The following is an 18233-nucleotide window of genomic DNA, read 5'->3' as shown; positions in this document are numbered from 1 at the left end:
CCGTTGGAGCAGACGATACCGCAGTATTCGCTCTGGCCGGCATCGAGGAACTCGATATAGAACAGGTAAACGTCCCCGCAGGTTGCGCGTAGAGGCCAAAACGGGGGACACTGTAAAAAACGGCAGCCAAGCAGCCGTTTTTTGAAGCCTATAAAGGAAACTCCATTGTGATACCAAGGTCGGGGAAAGCGCTGATGTTGGTGTATTGAGGTACAGTGCCCTTACCGCGCTTGTAAACGGAATAGGTGCTCATGATGACGTCGGGATATGCGACGATATAATCCTCCGGTGCGTACCCTTTGCGCGCAAAAATTTTCCACCGAGTGCCGCCGTCCTCCTTTGCGTAACCAATCTCTTTGCCGCGAAGTTCATAGGCGTCGCCTTCTTCAATCAGGTCAAGGTCGATGGAATACACGCTGTCGCCCCATTTGATGTCACAAACGACACTGTGTGCGTTTTGCGGCACTTCGATGATCTGCTTACACGATAAGTATGAATTTGTCAAGAAGAATTTTCGGCAGACGTGCTTTTTTGCGCGGTGGGGAAATGTGATAAGTTCTTTTGCGCGCCCGGTGTAATCTTGTGTGCCAAAAACGGACGAAACGGCAAATTTTCGTTGACAAATGGCGCGTACACACGTATAATATTTACCGTGCCTGTTTTTTCCCTCGTTTGGCCGAGATGACGCGCGGGTGGTGTGCTCCGTGAAATTGGCGCTGCGTGACGTGATCGAACAGCCGGGCGCACGGGCGCCTTTTTGTTGTGAGTTCGATCTGTCCGACATGGAATTTCCTTGGGGCCGCCCATTTCGGGCGCCCGTCTGTGCGCGGGGTGCCGTGGCCAACACCGCCGGCGTACTCACGTTGGAGGCTGTGCTGGAGGCCACGCTGTCGCTGACCTGCGACCGCTGTGCCGTGGCGTATGAGAGGGAGACGATTATTCCCGTCGAGATGGTATTGGCCGAGCGGTTGGCCGGCGACGAGGACGATGAGATTTACCTGCTGACAGGCGACGAACTGACGCTGGATGAAGTGCTGATTCCCGTGCTTGTGTTGTCGATGGAGATGAAACATCTCTGCCGCGAGGACTGCCGGGGTCTCTGCCCGCGTTGCGGGCACAATTTAAACGAAGGCCCGTGCGACTGCGCGCCGCCGGAGGGCGACGCGCGTTGGGCGGCCTTGCGGCAGTGGCGCCCGTGACGGTACTGCCCGAGCACCGTGCCCGGCGTTTATAGAGTATCACGCTCATGACAATATAAAATTCCGAGAGCCGCCCTTTCGCGCCGGGTTTAGCCGGGGAAGGCGCGCTTCCGATCAAAGGTGGTGTTTTCATGGCAGTCCCCAAGAAAAAGACCTCGAAACAGCGCAAACATCTGCGCCGCAGTGCCCATTGGAAGTTGGAGACCCCGCTGCTTGTCGCCTGCCCCAAGTGCGGTGAACTGAAACTGTCGCACCGGGTGTGCCGTGCCTGCGGCACTTACAACGGGCGCGATGTGTTGCATCTCGAAGACAAAAAGAAAAAGAAGGCGTAAGTGCCGACGGCGCAGAGAGACAACGGGAGGCAACGGGCAGGGGCGGAGGAAGACTCCGCCCCTCAATGGTTCAGAGGTTGTCTCAGGCGTCAAAAACCGCGCCCTTGCCGCAGACACGACGATATATTCCGCCCAAACGGGGCGCTATCTCCGGAGGAGGAAACCGCATGGCCGCCGTCATCACCGGCGTAGACGCTGGATCTCCGGCCGCGCGTGCCGGCATCGAGCCGGGGGAGATACTGCTCTCCGTGTCGGGGCGCCCTGTCCGCGACGTGCTCGACTACCGGTTTTATACCTACGATGCCCGGCTGACGCTGACGCTCGACCGGGCGGGGGTGCGGCGTACGGTGTCCGTGCGGAAAGCGGAGGGCGCAGATCTGGGGCTCACGTTTGAGACATATCTAATGGACACGCAGCACCGCTGTCGGAACCGTTGTGTGTTCTGTTTCGTCGACCAACTCCCGCGCGGCCTGCGGCCATCCCTGTATTTCAAGGACGACGACGCCCGTTTGAGTTTCCTGCTGGGGCAGTATATCACGCTGACGAACCTGTCGGAAGAGGAGTTGGGGCGCATTTGCGCGCAGCGCGTCAGCCCGCTCCATATTTCGGTGCATGCGACCGACCCCGATGTGCGGCGCTTTCTGTTGGGCAACCGGCACGCCGGGGATTGTTTGCCGCGGCTGCGCCGGCTGGCGGCGCATGGTGTTGAGATGCATACGCAGGTGGTGGTATGCCCAGACTTGAACGACGGGGCGGTCCTGACGAGAACCCTTGCGGATCTCACGGCGCTGTACCCGGCCGTGGCCAGTGTCTCTGTCGTACCTGTCGGCCTCACAAAGCACCGCGCGGGACTCTATCCGATCACCCCCTTCGATGGGCCGCGGGCCGCCGCTGTGCTGGCGGTTGTGGATGCCGCGGCGTCGGCCTGCCGTGTGCGGCATGGTGCCGGCGTTGTCTACGGCGCGGATGAACTTTACCTGCTATCCGGCCAGCCGCTGCCGGACGAGGTGGCCTACGACGGCTACCCGCAGCTCGAAAACGGCGTGGGGATGCTGCGGCTCTTTGAGATGGAGTTTTTCCAAGAATTAGAAATCATAGAGGCGCCCGGGCCGATTGCTCCATTCACGATCGCCACGGGCCGGGCCGCTGCTCCTTTTTTGCGGCGGTTGATGGAGAGCATGGCGCGCCGTCTGCCGGCACTTCCGTTTGCGGTGGTTGACGTGGAGAACCATCTGTTTGGTCCCGGGGTGACGGTAGCCGGGCTCCTTGGCGGGCGGGATCTGATCAGCGCGCTCATGGGCCGCGTGGCGGGTCGCCGTGTGTTTATCCCACAGAGCGTGCTGCGTCACGACGGCGACGTCTGCCTGGATGGCGTGTCTCCGGCGGAGATCGCGAGGGCCATTGGCGCGCCGGTGACGTCGGTGCCGAACGACGGGGCGGCGCTGGTCAGAAACATTTTGTCGGTGGGCGAATGTTCATGATTTTGCCACACATTTGGGATACAATTGGAGAGAGCTCGTCAATAGTAAAGACAGAGAGATCGCAAAGGGGAGAGGAGGCGGTCGGATGCTGGCGTTGCGGGAAATTGTACCCGGAGGGGACGCCGCGCCCGCCTTCACGGTCCGAGAAGCGGTCTTTGTCCGCGAGCAGGGTGTTCCGCTGGCGCACGAGTGGGACGACTGCGATCCGATTTCGTTCCATGTCGTACTGTGCCGGGACGGCGCGCCGATTGCCTGCGGGCGGGTGTACGCGGAGGGCGCCGCCGCAGTGTTGGGCCGCATCGCGGTGCTGCCGGCGGAGCGTCGGAAGGGGCACGCGACGCAGGTCTGCCGCGCGCTGATTGATATCGCCGCGCGACTGGGGGCGCAGAGACTGACGCTGCACGCGCAGACGTATGCGGCGCCCCTCTATGAGAAGCTGGGCTTCGTCCGCGTCGGGCCGGAGTTCTTTGAGGAGGGCATCGTCCACGTCCGGATGGATCGGCGCCTGTGACACGCGAAATATGTTTTGAGGCGGACGTTGCGTTGCGAGGGTCCGCCGGCGCAGACGGCGCGCTGCCGGCCCGGGGGGCGGGCGACGCGCGGAGAGGCGGTGAGGTTCGTGGCAAAGCCCGTGGTGGCCATTGTGGGGCGTCCCAATGTGGGCAAGAGTATGTTGTTCAACAAACTGGCGGGCCGCCGCCTGTCGATTGTCGAGGATACGCCGGGCGTGACCCGGGACCGGCTGTATGCCGACTGTGAGTGGAACGGCCGGTCTTTTTCCCTGGTGGACACCGGCGGCATCGAGCCCCACACGGACGACGCCGTGCTGCGCTTCATGCGCACGCAGGCGGAGATTGCGATTCACGGCGCCGACGTCATTGTTCTGATGGCCGACCTGCGCACCGGTGTGACGGCCGCGGATGAGGCGGTGGCTCAGATGCTGCTGCGCGCGCGCCGGCCCGTATTGCTCGCCGTGAACAAGGCCGACGCGACGGGGCCCGCGGACGCCGGTCTGTTTGAGTTCTATCAGCTCGGTCTCGGCGACCCGTACCCGATCTCCGCGCTGCACGGACTCGGGACAGGGGACCTGCTGGACGCCTGTGTGGCGCTTTTTCCGGCAGAGACGCCGGAGGAGACGGAGACTGAGTGCATTCGGGTGGCGATCATCGGCAAACCCAATGTGGGGAAGTCGTCGCTGGTCAACCGGATCCTGGGCGAGGAACGGGTCATCGTCAGCGACATACCGGGTACCACGCGCGACGCGGTCGACAGCGAGTTTGAAAATGAATACGGCCGATACCTGCTGATCGACACGGCGGGGATGCGCAAGCGAGCCCGTGTGGATGGCAACATTGAGTATTACAGCGTACTCCGCACACACATGGCCGTGGAGCGGGCCGACGTCTGTCTTGTCCTGATCGACGCCGCCGAGGGCGTGACCGAGCAGGACACTAAGGTCGCGGGGCTGGCGCACGAAGCCGGGCGGCTGTCCATCATTGTCGTGAACAAGTGGGACCTCGTGGAGAAAGACGAGAAGACGATGGACCAAAAGCGCCGCGAGATCAAAGACCGGCTGGCCTTCATGTCCTATGCGCCCGTGGTCTTTATCTCCGCCCTGACGGGGCGGCGCGTCGACAAGCTCTTTGCACAGATCCAGTTTGTACTCGAACAGGGGAAAATGCGCATCGGTACGGGCCAGCTCAACAATGTGCTGGCCGACGCGCAGGCCCGTGTGCAGCCCCCTTCAGATAAGGGCCGCCGCCTCAAGGTGCTCTACATGACCCAGGCCGGTATCCTGCCGCCTCACTTCGTCGTTTTTGTCAACGATCCGCGCCTTTTTCATTTTTCCTACCGGCGTTACCTCGAAAATCAGATTCGCGCCACCTTTGGCCTCACCGGTGCGCCCGTTCGGATGACGGTGCGCCAGCGCGGCGGGGAGTAGCTTCGGGAGGTTTTTATGGACTGGTGGAAAATTGTTCTCACCCTCGCCGTCTCTTATCTGCTCGGAAGCCTGAACATCTCGATTTTGGTGTCGCGCCTGTTTTTGCGGGTGGACATCCGCGACTACGGCAGCGGCAACGCGGGCAGCACCAACGCCTACCGCGTGATGGGGAAAAAATGGGCCGCCGTGGTGGCCATGGGGGATATTCTCAAAGGCGTCCTCGCGGTCCTGTTTGGCTATTGGATGATGTCGGAAGCCGCCGGGGGTGGGTTGGGCCGGCTGCTGGCCGGACTCGCCGTTATCTTGGGGCATGTCTTTCCGGTATTCTTCAAGTTCCGAGGCGGTAAGGGCGTCATGACCACTGCGGCCATTTTGGCCGTTGTGGACTGGCGGGTGTGCGCCGTCGTGCTCGGCGTCTTTTTTATCACGACGCTGATCACGCGATGGGTGTCGCTGGGCTCGATTTTGGCCGCTCTCTTCGTGCCGGTATGCATGTATGGCTTCCACCGGGGCGCGGGGTGGGAGACATGGGTCTATGTGGTACTCTCGGCGATCATCGCATTCGTGATTGTTTTTATGCATCGGGAAAACATTGGCCGCCTGCTTGAGGGCAGCGAACGGCGATTCACCTTCAAGGGCCGCGCGATGCTGGACACCATCAAGACCAGGACTCTCGACATCCGAGACAAGACATCCAGCAAATTGAGGACCACCACACGCAAGCTGCGGGACAAGGCCCGGGGGCGCGGCAAGTTCCGGTTGCACCACCGCAACAGCTACCATGCCCGGCGTGCGCGCCGGGGCAACCGCGCGCAGAGCGCACGCCGCCACAAAAAGGCCCATGCGAGGAGATTGAGGAGGCAGCGCCTGAACCGCATGGCCGGCATGTGAGAGGACGTGCGGGGAGATGATTCTCTGTGACTGAGAGGGAGTGCTGCGCATGCGGCGTACGGTTTCGGCGGGTGGATTGATGCTGCCCGTGCTGGGGCAGGGCGGCTGGAACATCGGCGACGACCCGGCGTGCGCGGCGGACGAGACGGCGACGCTTCGGCGCGGTCTGGCGCTGGGTATGAATCTGTTCGACACCGCCGAGATGTACGGAGGCGGATGCTCCGAGACGAGGATCGGCGGGGCGCTGCGGGGTATCCCGCGAGAGAGTTACCTGCTGGTTTCCAAGGTACTCCCGCAAAACGCCGCCCGTCCGGCGCTTTTTGAGAGCTGTGACGACTCCTTGCGGCGGCTGCAGACCGATTACCTCGACCTCTATCTGCTGCACTGGCGCGGCGACATCCCCCTAGAGGAGACGGTCGACGGCCTGGAGGCACTGATCAAAACGGGCAAGATCCGGCGCTGGGGCGTTTCGAACTTCGATACGCCGGACATGGAGGCGCTGTGGCGCGTGCCGGGCGGGTCCCGCTGCGCGGTCAACCAGGTGCTCTATCACCTCGGTTCCCGGGGGATCGAGTACGACCTCCTCCCGTGGCTGCGCGCGCACGGCGTCGCGGCCATGGCCTATTGTCCGTTGGCGCAGGCGGGGCGGCTGCGTGGGGTCCACGGGGATCTTCTGACCAGCCAAACATTGCGGGACGTCGCGGGCAGGTACGGCGTCGGCGTCATGCCGCTGCTGCTGGCCTTTGTGCTGCGGCAGCCGCATGTGACGGCGATCCCCAAGGCGTCGCGGCCCGTCCATGTCGAGGAAAATGCGAAGGCCCTGACGCTCGCGGTCTCCGACGAGGACTGGGCTGCTCTCGACCGGGATTTTTGGCCGCCCACCGCCAAGATGCACCTCGACATCGAATGATGCGCAGGCCACGAATGGGATATTTTACAAAAACATGATTTTCGCCAGTGAAACCGGGGGCGATCCACGGATCGCCCCCGGTTTCACTCCGTCCGGTCGGGCATAAAGAGCGCATGCCCTTTTTTGCGGCGTTTCACGCACTCTGTCAGCAAATATTCGATCTGTCCGTTGATCGAACGAAAGTCGTCCTCGGCCCAGGCCGCCAGGTCCTGCCAAAGAAGATCGGAGATGCGCAGAAGGACCTGTTTTTTTTTGTCGTCGCCTGCCATCTCAGTAGAGCGAACCGCTGTTCACGATGGGCTGCGCGTCCTTGTTGCCGCACAGGACGACGAGAAGGTTGCTCACCATGGCGGCCTTCCTTTCCTCATCCAGGTGGACGATTGCCTTCTCGTTCAGCTTGGAGAGCGCCATTTCCACCATCCCGACGGCGCCGTCCACGATCATCTGGCGGGCGTCGACCACGGCGGACGCCTGCTGGCGCTGGAGCATGGCAGCCGCTATCTCGGGCGCATACGCCAGGTGCGTGATCTGGGCCTCAACGATCTCCAGACCGGCGGCGTTGACTTTCGACTGGATTTCTTCTTTGAGCTTTCCAGCAATCTCCTGGCTGCTGCCGCGCAGGGATTTCTCGTTGTCCATGTTCTCGCCGGTGATGTCATAGGGGTAGAGACGCACCGTGTTGCGCAGGGCGCTGTCGCATTGGATCGACAGAAATTCGGTATAATTGTCCACATTAAACACGGCTTTCGCGGTGTTGGCGACTTTCCAGATGACGACAATGCCGATGATGATCGGGTTGCCAAGCAGATCGTTGATCTTTTGCTTATCATTGTTTAGCGTCATCGTCTTGAGCGAGATTTTTTGCTTCCGGCGGATGTTGAGACCGATCTGCAAAGACTGCTCGCCAATTTTGGCGGAAGCTGTCGGCTCGGCCGTGAGATTTCCGGTTGTCGTGTCGTTCGAAGAGGGGTTGAACGCGGAGACAAGCGGGTTGACAAAGAAAAATCCGGGCCCTTTCAAGGTGCCGTAGTACTTGCCGAATAGCGTCAGCACCAGGGCCTCCTTCGGTTTTAGGATTTTGAGACCGCAGAAAATCATCGGACAGACGAAGCAGGCGGCGACGAGGGCACAAACGCCGAGCGCCGTGTAGGCGCTCAAAAATCCCCATACGGCGAGATACAGCGCGGCGATAAAAAGCAGAATATTGAGGAGCATGACGGCCATCCCCCCCACGGCCGGGGCGTTCTTTTCCTCCAGATTCGGATCGTAAACGGCGGAATTTTCCCTCTTGTCCATTGTGTTACCTCTTTCTATATGATATTATTTCGATATTATAATAATATCATACGACGGTTTCGATGTCAAGGGAAATCTCAAACCTCTCTGTGACGGTTTACCACCCTGCTGGCAGTTCCACACTCTTTTTAAGGTTGTAGAGAGACACTTGTAGCCGTGTGCGCTTGCCGCCGGCGCTTGGGCGATCCGGGCAAGAGGCCAGAGCGCCGGAATTCTCGGTTGCATTTCCGCAAATCCATGTTATAATGGCTTATAGATCATCTTTTTGTGGCCCCGCGGCCGCGTCACAGGGTTGTGGGGATGAACAAGGGAACCGGGTGTAAATCCCGGATATGGTCGGTGCGCGCTTTGTGCAGGCGGGCGCCTGCTCCGGCCATGCTGTGAGTGTACTGAATTGCGCAGCCCGCGATGAAAATCGGTCATTGGGAAGCGTCCTGAGAAGGCTGGGCGGCGCGGTGTCAAAGCCCCTTCGGGCTTTGGAAAGGCACGAGTCAGAAGACCTACAAAAAGATAGGCTTTGTTTTTGTACGTTTTATGTGCGAAAGAAGCGTGGAGTATGGCTGTGACAGACATTGCTGTCACAGCTTTTTTCTTGTGGCCATACGTCGCCGGAGCGGATCGCGCCCGCGGCGGCGGGTGGATCGGCTGTGCGGCGCGGTGAAATCACGGAGGAGGAAGAAATTTGAAGAAGTGGCAAAACAGGCTCGCATCCATACTGCTGGCTGTGATGATGGTCCTGACCGGTCTCTCGGTGCTGACCCTGCCGACGGTGGCCTGGGCGAGGGACAATGAGGTCGTCTTCGCACCGGCCGCCGATGAACCCGGCCGTGAGACGGCGGACATTTTTCTCAGCGCTCAGGACGGCGGTTACATTGTCCCCAAACAGGCGGCGACGGTCACGGCGGATTTGTCTGAGCGTTACGGCTACAAGGACATCGAGGGGGCCGTCTCCGGCCTGGATGCGCTGATCAGGGCGCATCAGATCCAATATGTGCTCACAAACGGCGCCTATGACGAGGAGGGCTTTGCCGCTTGGGTGCGCGGCGCCGTCACGATGAACGAACAGGACTATGTCACCGCGGCCTTTGGAGAGAGCAAACCGATTCTCTCGCTCCTAGTCGACGGGGCGATGCCGGGAGAGGACGACACGGCGTTCACCGTCCCGGACGCGCCGGTGGCCGACGGAGACGACGTGGAATTTCTGATCTACCAAGATGCCTATTCCACGGACTATTATACTTGGTTTGAGAATCAGACAGGCAAAACGCAGGCGGTCACGACGGTCGCCGGCGAGGATCTCACGCTGACCCTCAAAGGAGACATGCTGCTCACGATGATGTACGGTCAGCCTCTCGACGGCGACGGTATTGTTGACACCGGTCTCTGCGAGGACTTGCCCATTGTCACCCTCAATCCCGCCACCGGCGCGGCGGCGCCCTTTGTGCCGGCGGTCGCGGCCGACGAGGACGGCGCGTTCACGGTGCGCTTTGCCGCGCCCGGCACGTACATCCTCTCCGCCCGGGGCGACGCCTATGTGGACATCTTCGCCCCCTGGTGTGTCGTCACCGTCACCGCCCCCGATACAGCCCCCCAACTCACGCCCGACATCATCGTCCAGCCCGCGGCGTCAGCGGACTATGTGCTGCATCAAGAAGGCGTCAAAGCCCTGTCTCTCTACGCCACTGCTGCCGGGGGGCTCCGTTACCAGTGGTATCAAAACACTGTGGACGACGTTTCCAGCGGAATACCGGTGGCGGGTGCCGCAGAGGCCGAGTTTGTCCCATCCGTGACAGCAGTGGGTGTTATCTATTATTATTGCGTCGTCACGAGCACGGCCGAAGGCGGCCGGAGCACCGCCTCCGAGGCGGCGCGCGTCACGGTCTTCCCGGACCCCACCCCCGTACTCACGGTGCTGACGCCGGGCGAACGGCTGCCGGAGATTGTGGGCATCACTTGGACGCAGGAAATTGGCTACCACTACCGTGTGGACGAGACGGGGGTGTCGGACCTGCGGGTGTCCGCTGCCACCGCAGCGGCGGGCTATGCCGTCACCTACAGTTGGACGGTGCAGTGGGGCGGCAGTAAGACGAGCACGTCCGGCAACGGCGACGGTTCCATCACCCCCGTGACCACATCGGCGCGCTTGGGGCCGAACCTGTACACCGTCACGGCCAGCGTCACCGTGGGCGGCTTGCGATATCAGGCCAGCGAGACGATCTATGTCCACATCGAGACCCCGCAGGACTACGGGGAGGCGATGCAGGACTGGCCCGGCCGCGGCACGGCGGAGGACCCCAAACTGCTCAGTACAAAGGCGGACCTGGCCGCTTTGCAGCGGCAGACCGAGGCCGGTCTCCCATTCAGCGGCGTCCACTTCAAGCTCACGAATGACATCGACTTGGACGACACCTGGAAGCCCATCGGCGGCGGCGACGTCACGGGCAGCGGACGGAATATGAAGCCTTTCTCCGGCGTGCTGGACGGCGACGGCCACACCCTCAGCTTCGCCTATGATTCCCCGCCCCTCTTGCTGTACGCCCGGCGCGCCACCGTCAAAAATCTGAGCATCTACGGCCCCTACATCAACAGCTACGGCTTGGTACAGAGCTACCCCGTCGACTACGGTCCCACCGGTTCTGGCGGCGGTCCCACCGTCGACATCATCAACGTCACGCTCAAGAGCGGCACCACCACGAGGCTCGCCGGCTTCATCGGCGGCAGCGCCTCGGGGCAGAATCACGTGAACATCGTCCGCTGTACCGCGGAGGCGGGCGTCGTCGTCGGGTACGACAGGGTGAATGACACGCCCGCCACCGGGAGCGGCGGCTCCTTTGCCGGCGGTTTCAACGGCACGATTGTGGACAGCGTCAGCTATGCCACGGTTTACGGCGGCAGCGGCGTGGGCGGTCTGGCTGGTTTCAAGGGGCAGTCCATGGGGCCCTTTGCCATCCGCAACAGCGCCTTCGCCGGGCAGGTCATCGCCACCGGCAGCGGTGTGGGCGGCATTGTGGGCAGTGGTTATGTCTCCCCCTTTGCCCCCAACACCCCCGCCGTCACCGTGGAGAACTGCTATGTCGCGGCGGACATCACGGGGAGCAACCGCGTGGGCGGACTCCTCGGCGACGAGGGCGGCCTCGTGCAGGCTTGGGACAACGGCCCCGGCAGCATCCGCAACAGCGTCTTCATCGGGACCGTCACGGCTACAGCCGATCCGGCGGAGACCGAGATCTACGCCGGCGGCATCATCGGCTACATCCGGTCCCTTAACCGTTACAACATCGTCACGAACAATTACTACGCGGACACCGCCGGGGTGGCCCGAGGCATCGGCGGTGTGCAGTACGTCGACACCAGCCACCCGACGCCCGCCTTTGTCGAGGGCGTGACTTATGTCAACACCGGCGCCGGGGCGCCGGATATCAGTGGCATGAGCCGGCGCGACGTGAACCGCACCGACGACCCCCTGGGCGTCGACACCGACAGCCTGGCCAGCGCGGTGACGGCGGAGCAGCTGCGCGACGGCACGGTCACCGACTGGCTGAACCGTGGTGAAGGCAGCCTGGAAAACTGGGCGCAGGGCGCGCAGTATCCTGTTCACCGGGACACCGCCACTGTCTTCAAGCTGGAGATCGGCGGCGGCTACAAGACCTGGTATGTGGTGGGGGAGGGCTTCAGCACCACCGATATGGTGATCACCGCCACGTTCAGCAACGACGACAAAAAGATTCTCTCCCCCGAGGAAGTCGAGTTCACCGGTTTTGACAACACCGTCAGGGGCGTCAAAACCGTCACCCTCCGGTACAAAACGGCGGAAGCGTCCTTCGAGATTACGGTGCTCTATCCGGAGACCTCCAGGCCCACCACCATCACCGTGTACCTCACCCTCTACGGCGACACCGTCCATACGCCTCCCGAGGACGGCGGGCCGACCCACACGCTGCAGCATGGCGGTCTCACCCTTTGGCTCCCCCGGAACACCGTCTTCACCGTCTCCCGCAACGCCACAGTGCTGGATGTTCTCGAAAAAGCCCTGACCCAGGCGGGCCTGACATGGGAAAACCCAAGCGGCCATTACATCACATCCATCACCAAAGACGGGGTGACGCTGGGTGAGGGCACCAACGGCGCGAAGTCGGGCTGGATGTACACGTTAAACGACGGCCACCCCTTATATGGTGTCGCGCAGCAATATCTGGAAAACAACGACCGCATCGTGTTCCACTATACGGACGACTATGAACTGGAGGAAGGGGCCGAATACTGGAGACAGCCCTCCAAGATCGGCGGCGGGGCGGCGGAAGTGGCCGGCGGTTTGGGAACGTCGCTCGTGCCAAGGCCGTGGGCCGATCCATTCACCGACGTGACCGCCGGGAGCTGGTATTATGAGGCGGTCAAGTACACATATGAAAATGATCTGATGGACGATATCGACGGCGGCGTCTTTGTCCCCGACGGACTCATGACGAGAGCCCTGTTTATAACGGCACTTCACCGCTACGAGGGCGAGCTCGCGGCGACGGCGGCGAGCGGCTTCATCGATGTAGTCGACGGGCCGGCCACGAACGCCATCCTTTGGGCCGCTGAAAACGGCATTGTAAAAGGATACGGAAACGACAGGGACGGAAACAACCGCTTCGGACCAGACCACCGCATCACCCGGGAGCAGATCGCGACGATCTTACTGCGGTATGCCGGCTGGAAGGGACGCGGCACGGAGAAGGCGAACGTGCTCACCGCCTACACGGACGCGGACAAGGTGTCCGTCTGGGCGCTGGACGCCGTACGCTGGGCCAACGCGGAAGGGCTGATGGTTGGCCGCACCGGGACGACGCTGGCGCCGGACGAGATCGCGACGCGTGCCGAAGCGGCGATGATGCTCATGCGCCTCCTCAAAACTTTGACGCGGTGAGGCCCCAGTGGAGCGCCCGGCGAACATAGAACAACGAAAAGGGACAGTCCCGCACCGGAAGGCGCGGGACTGTCCCTTTTCGACGGGGCGCCCGGCGAAAGACCGTGATGGCAATTCTCAAAACGTTTTTGCGCAAGACAGCTTCCCAACGAACGTTACGCAAACGGAGTCCTAAATGCCCTCATTTATGACTTCCCACGCGCCGTTTTCCGCTTGCGTGAGAATGATGTGCCGCTGCATGCCGTCGATATGGACCGCGAACACAGCGAGTTTGCCCTTAACTCTGCTGACGATGACCGCGTTCGCGAACTGTCCGTCGATATGTGCCATGTAGTGCATATCGTCCTTCGTGAACTTTCCGGCAAACAAGCGTGACCAATGGGCAAACGCGATGTCTTGGGCGGAAACAATTTCCTCATCTGTAAGCACGGCCAGAACATAGCTTTCCACGAAGTCGATATACGCATCGACGCCGCCTTTCTCAAATGCGACCCCCCCCTGCGGCTGAAATAAAAAGCCAATCGGAGTGAGGTATATTGACAGCGTTTCCGTGTTGTTGACATCGCTGACAAACACATCGAGCTGCCATTTTTCACCTTCTATTGGATATGTCCATTGCCTAACACGCTCGTCATATAGATTGATGATATGATCGCTGTAATAATCTGACAGTTGTTGAAAAATGGATTCTTCGCTCTCTTCCGCCAGTCTACGAACGTCGGCTATAGTGAGATGAGGTTTGTTGTTGACTTCACCGTATCTGTGCGCCAACAGAGACGGATTTCCACCAAAAATCGCCCAAAAATCCGCATTGGCTTTGCTGTTGCCATAGTTGTAATAATGGCTGCCGGATTTGAACACGCCGCAGCTGTCAAGGGCCGGGTAGATTATCCCTGCTGTGCCGTCCGTACAGGTCAATTCCAGCCGGCAATAGAACGGACACTTTGTCGGGAACGTTTCCTCGTTCGCATTCTGACTGAGAAGTTTTTCGAGTGCATGTAACGTTGACATATCGTCGAGAGTTACGGTCGTTCCCTGTGTAAGATATAGCTTTGCGGATACCAAGTCGCGAATGTCCTCCGGCTTGAACGCGTGTGTAGCCTCCCAAATGTCGGGGCCGACCAGACCGTCCATACAATTCAGGCGAATCGCGAAAGTGCCGCCGTACAGGTTCTGCACTAAACATACAAACTGAGTCATATCGTCGTCATAGTCAAAACTGGCAAGCCTCAGTTCTTTCAAATCGTACTGTCGGTAAAAATCAAGTACAGCTTCAGCTTCATTGAGCATATCCGTTGCCGGACGACCATCCAGCGCTAAAGCCACCGCGATTTTCTGAACATCTCCGCTTTCGAGCGCGGCAAGATAGTATGCAATCACATTCTGCGCCTGCTCATAATAGCGCGTGTACCAACAGTAGTAACGTACGGAGCCATTTTCATAATCAAGCAACAGTGTAATTGTCCATGGCTCATATATGCGGTCGAGTTTGATATCGCAAAGGAACTGATTGTCTGCATTCTCACGCACGCGAATGTTTTCTATATGTGGCGTTTTGCCATCAAACGCTTTGCCCAGCAGTTCGGCGGCGGTTCCGTCTCCGGTCGGATCTTCGCCCTTCGCGACGGCACTGAGAAAGGCGTATGCGTCCGCCTCTTGCTGCGTTGAGAACACAGGGGTAACAGTCGTGTCGGGCAAAGTTCCGCCGTGAACGTCGTAAGATGTATCCAGATGCCGCTCGTCGCTTTCGGCGGTTATGGCTGAGTCGTTGTCTGTGGTCCTATTTACCGCCAACCCTACTGTCAGCGCCGCGACAAACACGGCGGCGGCGCTGATGATGATTCTGCTTGGCTTTTTAAATCCCAGCATCCTTTTGACCCTCCCTTTCAGGACTTGGTTCAGAGTATCGCTGTTTCCAAACGGCATGCAGGGTTTTTACGAACGCGCGGAATGCGGTGGGCAGCGCCAGGGTGGCGAAGTCCTCCGGAGCGGCCCAGAGGTGGCTCTCCGGAGCCGAGGTGGCTGGGGTGCGGCAGAGATGGCCTTCCATCTGCCAGCGGATGTGCGTGAAGACGTGTTCCGCCCGGCCGCAGGATTCGTCAGACAGCAGGGGTACCCCCGCTACGGGCGCAGAGGGGAACTCCCAAAGCCCGTGCAGCAGCGCCTCGGTGCGCCGGCGCATCAATACACGGCCCTCCGGGTCTAGCAACAGATAGACCGAGCGCTTTTCGACGCGCTGCGGTTTCTTTGGAGACTTCACCGGCAGCGCGCGCGTCCGCCCGGCCCGGTGTGCGCCGCAAAACGATACCGCCGGACACTCGCCGCAACGCGGCGCGGCCGGCAGACAACGCAAAGCGCCGAGTTCCATGAGCGCCTGCGTCATATCCCCCGGTCTGTCGTCCGGCATAAGCGACAACACCCACACCCGCGCCCGCGTCCGGGCCTCCGGTGTCGTTACGTCGGTGTCGTCGCATTGGATCCGGGCGTGTACACGCAGGACATTGCCGTCGACGGCGGGCGCCTTTTGTCCGAAGGCGATGGATAGGATGGCCCCCGCCGTGTAATCGCCGATGCCGGGCAGCCGCCGGAGCGCGTCCGGCTCGTCTGGCACCTGGCCTCCGTGTTCGCTCATGATGCAAAGAGCTGCGCGGCGCAGGTTGCGCGCGCGGCTGTAATAGCCAAGCCCTTCCCACGCCTTGAGCACGTCATGCTCATCGGCGGCGGCCAGATCGGCCACTGTGGGGAAACGGGCCACAAACGCTGTGAAATAAGGGAGCAGCGCCGTGATCCGGGTCTGCTGCGCCATGATTTCTGATAACCAAATGTAATAGGGATCCTTTATATTCCGAAATGGCAGCGTCCGCCGTGCGGTCTCGTACCACGTGAGCAGCGCCTCGGTCAAACCGGCGTCCGTCAACGGACTGGCCTTCTCCTGGGCAGGCTGGGCAGGCTAGGCTGAAGCGCCGTCAGCGTCACTTTCTCGCCCAAGGCAGTGGCGTCTACGCCAAGGAGGCCGCCCGCATAGTGGTCGATGATCAGCACCGCGATGGCATCCTCCACTTCCTTTTGAATCAGCCGGCGCAGGTTGCGCGCGCCGTACTTCACCGTATAAGACTTTTCCACCAGGTATGAGATCAGCGCGCCGTCATAGGTGAGTGTCATGCCGCGTTCCGCCATCGCGTCGACGAGTTCGTCCAGCATGATCCGCGCGATCCGGCTGAAGTCGTCCTTTGTGAGTTGGTTGAAGGAGATGATCTCGTCGATGCGGTTGATGAACTCGGGTCGCATGATGTCCGAGAGAGCCTTCATTGCCTTCTCTTTGCCTTGCTCGGTGAGCGTACGGCCGAAGCCGACGGAGCCGTCGCGGCGGTCGGAGCCCGCGTTGGAGGTCATGACGATCAACGTATTCTCAAAGTTGACCTCGCGGCCGTGCGCGTCGGTGATACGACCGTCGTCCAAAATCTGCAGCAGGATATTGAGTACATCCGGATGGGCCTTCTCAATCTCATCAAACAGGATGACGGAGTACGGCTTGCGCCGAATCTTCTCGGTGAGCTGGCCGGCCTCATCGTAACCCACGTAACCCGGCGGCGCGCCGATGATCCGAGAGACAGAATGCTTCTCCATGAATTCCGACATGTCGAGGCGGATCAACGACTCCGGCTGGTTGAAGAGATCCTGAGCCAGACATTTGACAAGCTCCGTTTTCCCCACGCCCGTTGGGCCGACGAAGATGAAAGAGACCGGCTTGTGCTTGCCCGAGATGCCCACACGGCCGCGCCGGATGGCGGCGGCCACGGCGGCGATGGCCTCATTTTGCCCGATGATGCGCTTTTGGAGGCGCTCCTCCAAAAGGGCCAGCCGTTTGTACTCTTGTTCCTCGATGCGGGACGCCGGGATCTTTGTCCACTGCTCGATGACCCGGGCTAGATGTGGCACGGTGAGTGCCGGCGGGCCGCTCTTCGTCACTTCCTCAAGCTGCCGGATGGCGACCATCTCGCGACTCTTCAGCACCGCCAGACGCTCGTACTCCGCCGGCGCATTGTCCGTGATGAGATGCTCCCGCTCGTGACGGATGGCCTCGATTTCCTTGCGGAGCTGGTCTGCTCGGTGGATGGCCGGCGTCTTCAAGTTGACGTCGGAACAGGCTTCGTCGATCAGATCTATGGCCTTGTCGGGCAGAAAACGATCGGTGATGTAGCGCTCCGACAGCAGCACCGCCTGGCGGGCCACTTCGGGGGGAATCATGACGCCGTGGAACATCTCGTAGTAGTGGGCGATACCCCGGATGATCTCCACGGTTTCGTCCACCGACGGTTCGGACACCGTCACCGGCTGAAAACGCCTCTCAAGCGCCGAATCCTTCTCAATATGCCGGCGGTATTCCGAGAATGTGGTGGCGCCGATCACCTGGATCTCCCCGCGGGAGAGGGCGGGCTTTAAGATGTTAGCGGCGTTCATCGAACCCTCTGCGTCCCCGGCGCCCACGATGTTGTGTACCTCGTCGATGACGAGGATGATGTTGCCGAGGCGACGGATCTCTTCAATCAGTCCCTTCATGCGGGACTCAAATTGGCCCCGGAACTGCGTGCCGGCCACCAGCGCCGTGAGGTCAAGCAGGTAAACCTCCTTGTCCGCCAGTTTTCCCGGTACATCGCCGTCGGCGATGCGCAGAGCGAGACCTTCGGCGATGGCCGTCTTGCCCACGCCCGGTTCTCCGACGAGGCAGGGATTGTTCTTCTGCCGCCGGTTTAAGATCTGCACCACACGCTCGATCTCGGCGGTGCGGCCCACAATGCGGTCCAAATGACCCGCTTTGGCCCGCTGCGTCAGCGAGATACAATAGTTTTCTAAATATTTCCTTTTTGGAGCGCGTGATTCACCGCTGCTCTCCCGGCGCTCGGGATCCCGCGCCGGACGGGTGGGGCTCTCGCCGGTGTTATCGGAGGACATGTTGCCAAACAGACGGTTCAAAAATGGGAAAGTGGCGGTTTTGCCATCTTCCTCTTCGTCCGGACCGGTGCCGGACGGCAGTCCGGACATTTCGTTCATGTCTCCAAAGGCATCCATCATCTCTTGAGAGAGGTTGTCGAGGTCGTCGTCCGAGATGCCCATGCGGTCGATCATATCGCCCACTGGTTTGATGCCGAGCTCTTTTGCACATTTGAGGCAGATGCCCTCATTGTGCGTCTTGCCGTTTTCTATTTTAGTAATAAAAACAACGGCCACCTTTTTTTTGCAACGAGAACACAGGGTTGGCTGCATATAGAAGT

Annotated in this window: 14 protein-coding genes and 1 riboswitch; of the genes, 8 read left to right on the top strand and 6 right to left on the bottom strand. The window is 60.6% G+C overall.

The features are described from left to right. Nucleotides 1–148: 148 nt before the first annotated feature. Nucleotides 149–415, bottom strand: coding sequence for a hypothetical protein (locus tag LBK75_09835; protein MDR1158580.1), 267 nt, complete (start codon nt 413–415; stop codon nt 149–151). 289 nt (nt 416–704) lie between these two features. Here LBK75_09835 and LBK75_09830 point away from each other — a divergent pair, with 289 nt between their 5' ends. From LBK75_09830 to LBK75_09800, 7 genes are all read left to right on the top strand, one after another. Next, the gene (locus tag LBK75_09830) at nt 705–1199 is read left to right on the top strand and encodes a DUF177 domain-containing protein (GenBank protein ID MDR1158579.1); all 495 of its coding nucleotides are present in this window, start codon (nt 705–707) and stop codon (nt 1197–1199) included. Nucleotides 1200–1330: 131 nt separating this feature from the next. After that, entirely contained in the window at nt 1331–1531 is a 201-nt protein-coding gene (rpmF, locus tag LBK75_09825; protein ID MDR1158578.1) for a 50S ribosomal protein L32, read from the top strand. A 167-nt stretch (nt 1532–1698) separates the two neighbouring features. Then, the gene (locus tag LBK75_09820) at nt 1699–3012 is read left to right on the top strand and encodes a DUF512 domain-containing protein (protein ID MDR1158577.1); all 1314 of its coding nucleotides are present in this window, start codon (nt 1699–1701) and stop codon (nt 3010–3012) included. An 85-nt stretch (nt 3013–3097) separates the two neighbouring features. Continuing rightward, entirely contained in the window at nt 3098–3523 is a 426-nt protein-coding gene (locus LBK75_09815; GenBank protein ID MDR1158576.1) for a GNAT family N-acetyltransferase, read from the top strand. A 108-nt stretch (nt 3524–3631) separates the two neighbouring features. Beyond that, entirely contained in the window at nt 3632–4954 is a 1323-nt protein-coding gene (gene der, locus LBK75_09810; protein ID MDR1158575.1) for a ribosome biogenesis GTPase Der, read from the top strand. Between the two features lie 15 nt (nt 4955–4969). Beyond that, nucleotides 4970–5845, top strand: a complete 876-nt coding sequence (plsY, locus tag LBK75_09805) for a glycerol-3-phosphate 1-O-acyltransferase PlsY (protein ID MDR1158574.1) — start codon at nt 4970–4972, stop codon at nt 5843–5845. Between the two features lie 49 nt (nt 5846–5894). After that, on the top strand, nt 5895–6755 hold the full coding sequence (locus LBK75_09800) for an aldo/keto reductase (GenBank protein MDR1158573.1): 861 nt from the start codon (nt 5895–5897) through the stop codon (nt 6753–6755). 83 nt (nt 6756–6838) lie between these two features. Here LBK75_09800 and LBK75_09795 read toward each other — a convergent pair whose 3' ends face one another. Beyond that, nucleotides 6839–7024, bottom strand: coding sequence for an Arc family DNA-binding protein (locus LBK75_09795; GenBank protein MDR1158572.1), 186 nt, complete (start codon nt 7022–7024; stop codon nt 6839–6841). 1 nt (nt 7025) lies between these two features. Beyond that, nucleotides 7026–7979: an SPFH domain-containing protein gene (locus LBK75_09790; GenBank protein MDR1158571.1), complete on the bottom strand. Its 954-nt coding sequence runs from the start codon at nt 7977–7979 to the stop codon at nt 7026–7028. A 320-nt stretch (nt 7980–8299) separates the two neighbouring features. After that, a riboswitch (cobalamin riboswitch) is annotated at nt 8300–8574 on the top strand. Nucleotides 8575–8733: 159 nt separating this feature from the next. On the opposite strand from LBK75_09790, the gene LBK75_09785 reads away from it, so the two are divergent. After that, the gene (locus LBK75_09785; protein ID MDR1158570.1) at nt 8734–12960 is read left to right on the top strand and encodes an S-layer homology domain-containing protein; all 4227 of its coding nucleotides are present in this window, start codon (nt 8734–8736) and stop codon (nt 12958–12960) included. 171 nt (nt 12961–13131) lie between these two features. Here the strand turns inward: LBK75_09785 and LBK75_09780 are convergent, their stop codons facing one another. The 3 genes from LBK75_09780 to LBK75_09770 are packed head-to-tail and all read right to left on the bottom strand — an operon-like array spanning nt 13132 to nt 18225. Further along, entirely contained in the window at nt 13132–14829 is a 1698-nt protein-coding gene (locus LBK75_09780) for a hypothetical protein (protein MDR1158569.1), read from the bottom strand. Continuing rightward, nucleotides 14816–15877 carry an A/G-specific adenine glycosylase gene (locus LBK75_09775; GenBank protein ID MDR1158568.1) on the bottom strand — a complete coding sequence of 354 codons (1062 nt, stop codon included), beginning with the start codon at nt 15875–15877 and terminating at the stop codon, nt 14816–14818. The genes LBK75_09780 and LBK75_09775 overlap by 14 nt, the downstream gene beginning before the upstream one ends. Beyond that, entirely contained in the window at nt 15874–18225 is a 2352-nt protein-coding gene (locus LBK75_09770) for an ATP-dependent Clp protease ATP-binding subunit (protein ID MDR1158567.1), read from the bottom strand. The genes LBK75_09775 and LBK75_09770 overlap by 4 nt, the downstream gene beginning before the upstream one ends. Nucleotides 18226–18233 lie beyond the last annotated feature (8 nt).

The organism is Oscillospiraceae bacterium, from assembly GCA_031265355.1.
Classification (GTDB): Bacteria; Bacillota; Clostridia; order Oscillospirales; family UBA929; genus JAIRTA01.
This window is presented reverse-complemented; position numbering and strand designations above follow the sequence as displayed.

Excerpts from the sequence above, each read along its gene's own strand:
- rpmF (MDR1158578.1), top strand. The coding sequence starts at position 1,331 with ATGGCAGTCCCCAAGAAAAAGACCTCGAAACAGCGCAAACATCTGCGC.
- LBK75_09820 (MDR1158577.1), top strand. The coding sequence starts at position 1,699 with ATGGCCGCCGTCATCACCGGCGTAGACGCTGGATCTCCGGCCGCGCGT.
- LBK75_09815 (MDR1158576.1), top strand. The coding sequence starts at position 3,098 with ATGCTGGCGTTGCGGGAAATTGTACCCGGAGGGGACGCCGCGCCCGCC.
- plsY (MDR1158574.1), top strand. The coding sequence starts at position 4,970 with ATGGACTGGTGGAAAATTGTTCTCACCCTCGCCGTCTCTTATCTGCTC.
- LBK75_09800 (MDR1158573.1), top strand. The coding sequence starts at position 5,895 with ATGCGGCGTACGGTTTCGGCGGGTGGATTGATGCTGCCCGTGCTGGGG.
- LBK75_09795 (MDR1158572.1), bottom strand. The coding sequence starts at position 7,024 with ATGGCAGGCGACGACAAAAAAAAACAGGTCCTTCTGCGCATCTCCGAT.
- LBK75_09790 (MDR1158571.1), bottom strand. The coding sequence starts at position 7,979 with ATGGCCGTCATGCTCCTCAATATTCTGCTTTTTATCGCCGCGCTGTAT.
- LBK75_09780 (MDR1158569.1), bottom strand. The coding sequence starts at position 14,829 with ATGCTGGGATTTAAAAAGCCAAGCAGAATCATCATCAGCGCCGCCGCC.
- LBK75_09770 (MDR1158567.1), bottom strand. The coding sequence starts at position 18,225 with ATGCAGCCAACCCTGTGTTCTCGTTGCAAAAAAAAGGTGGCCGTTGTT.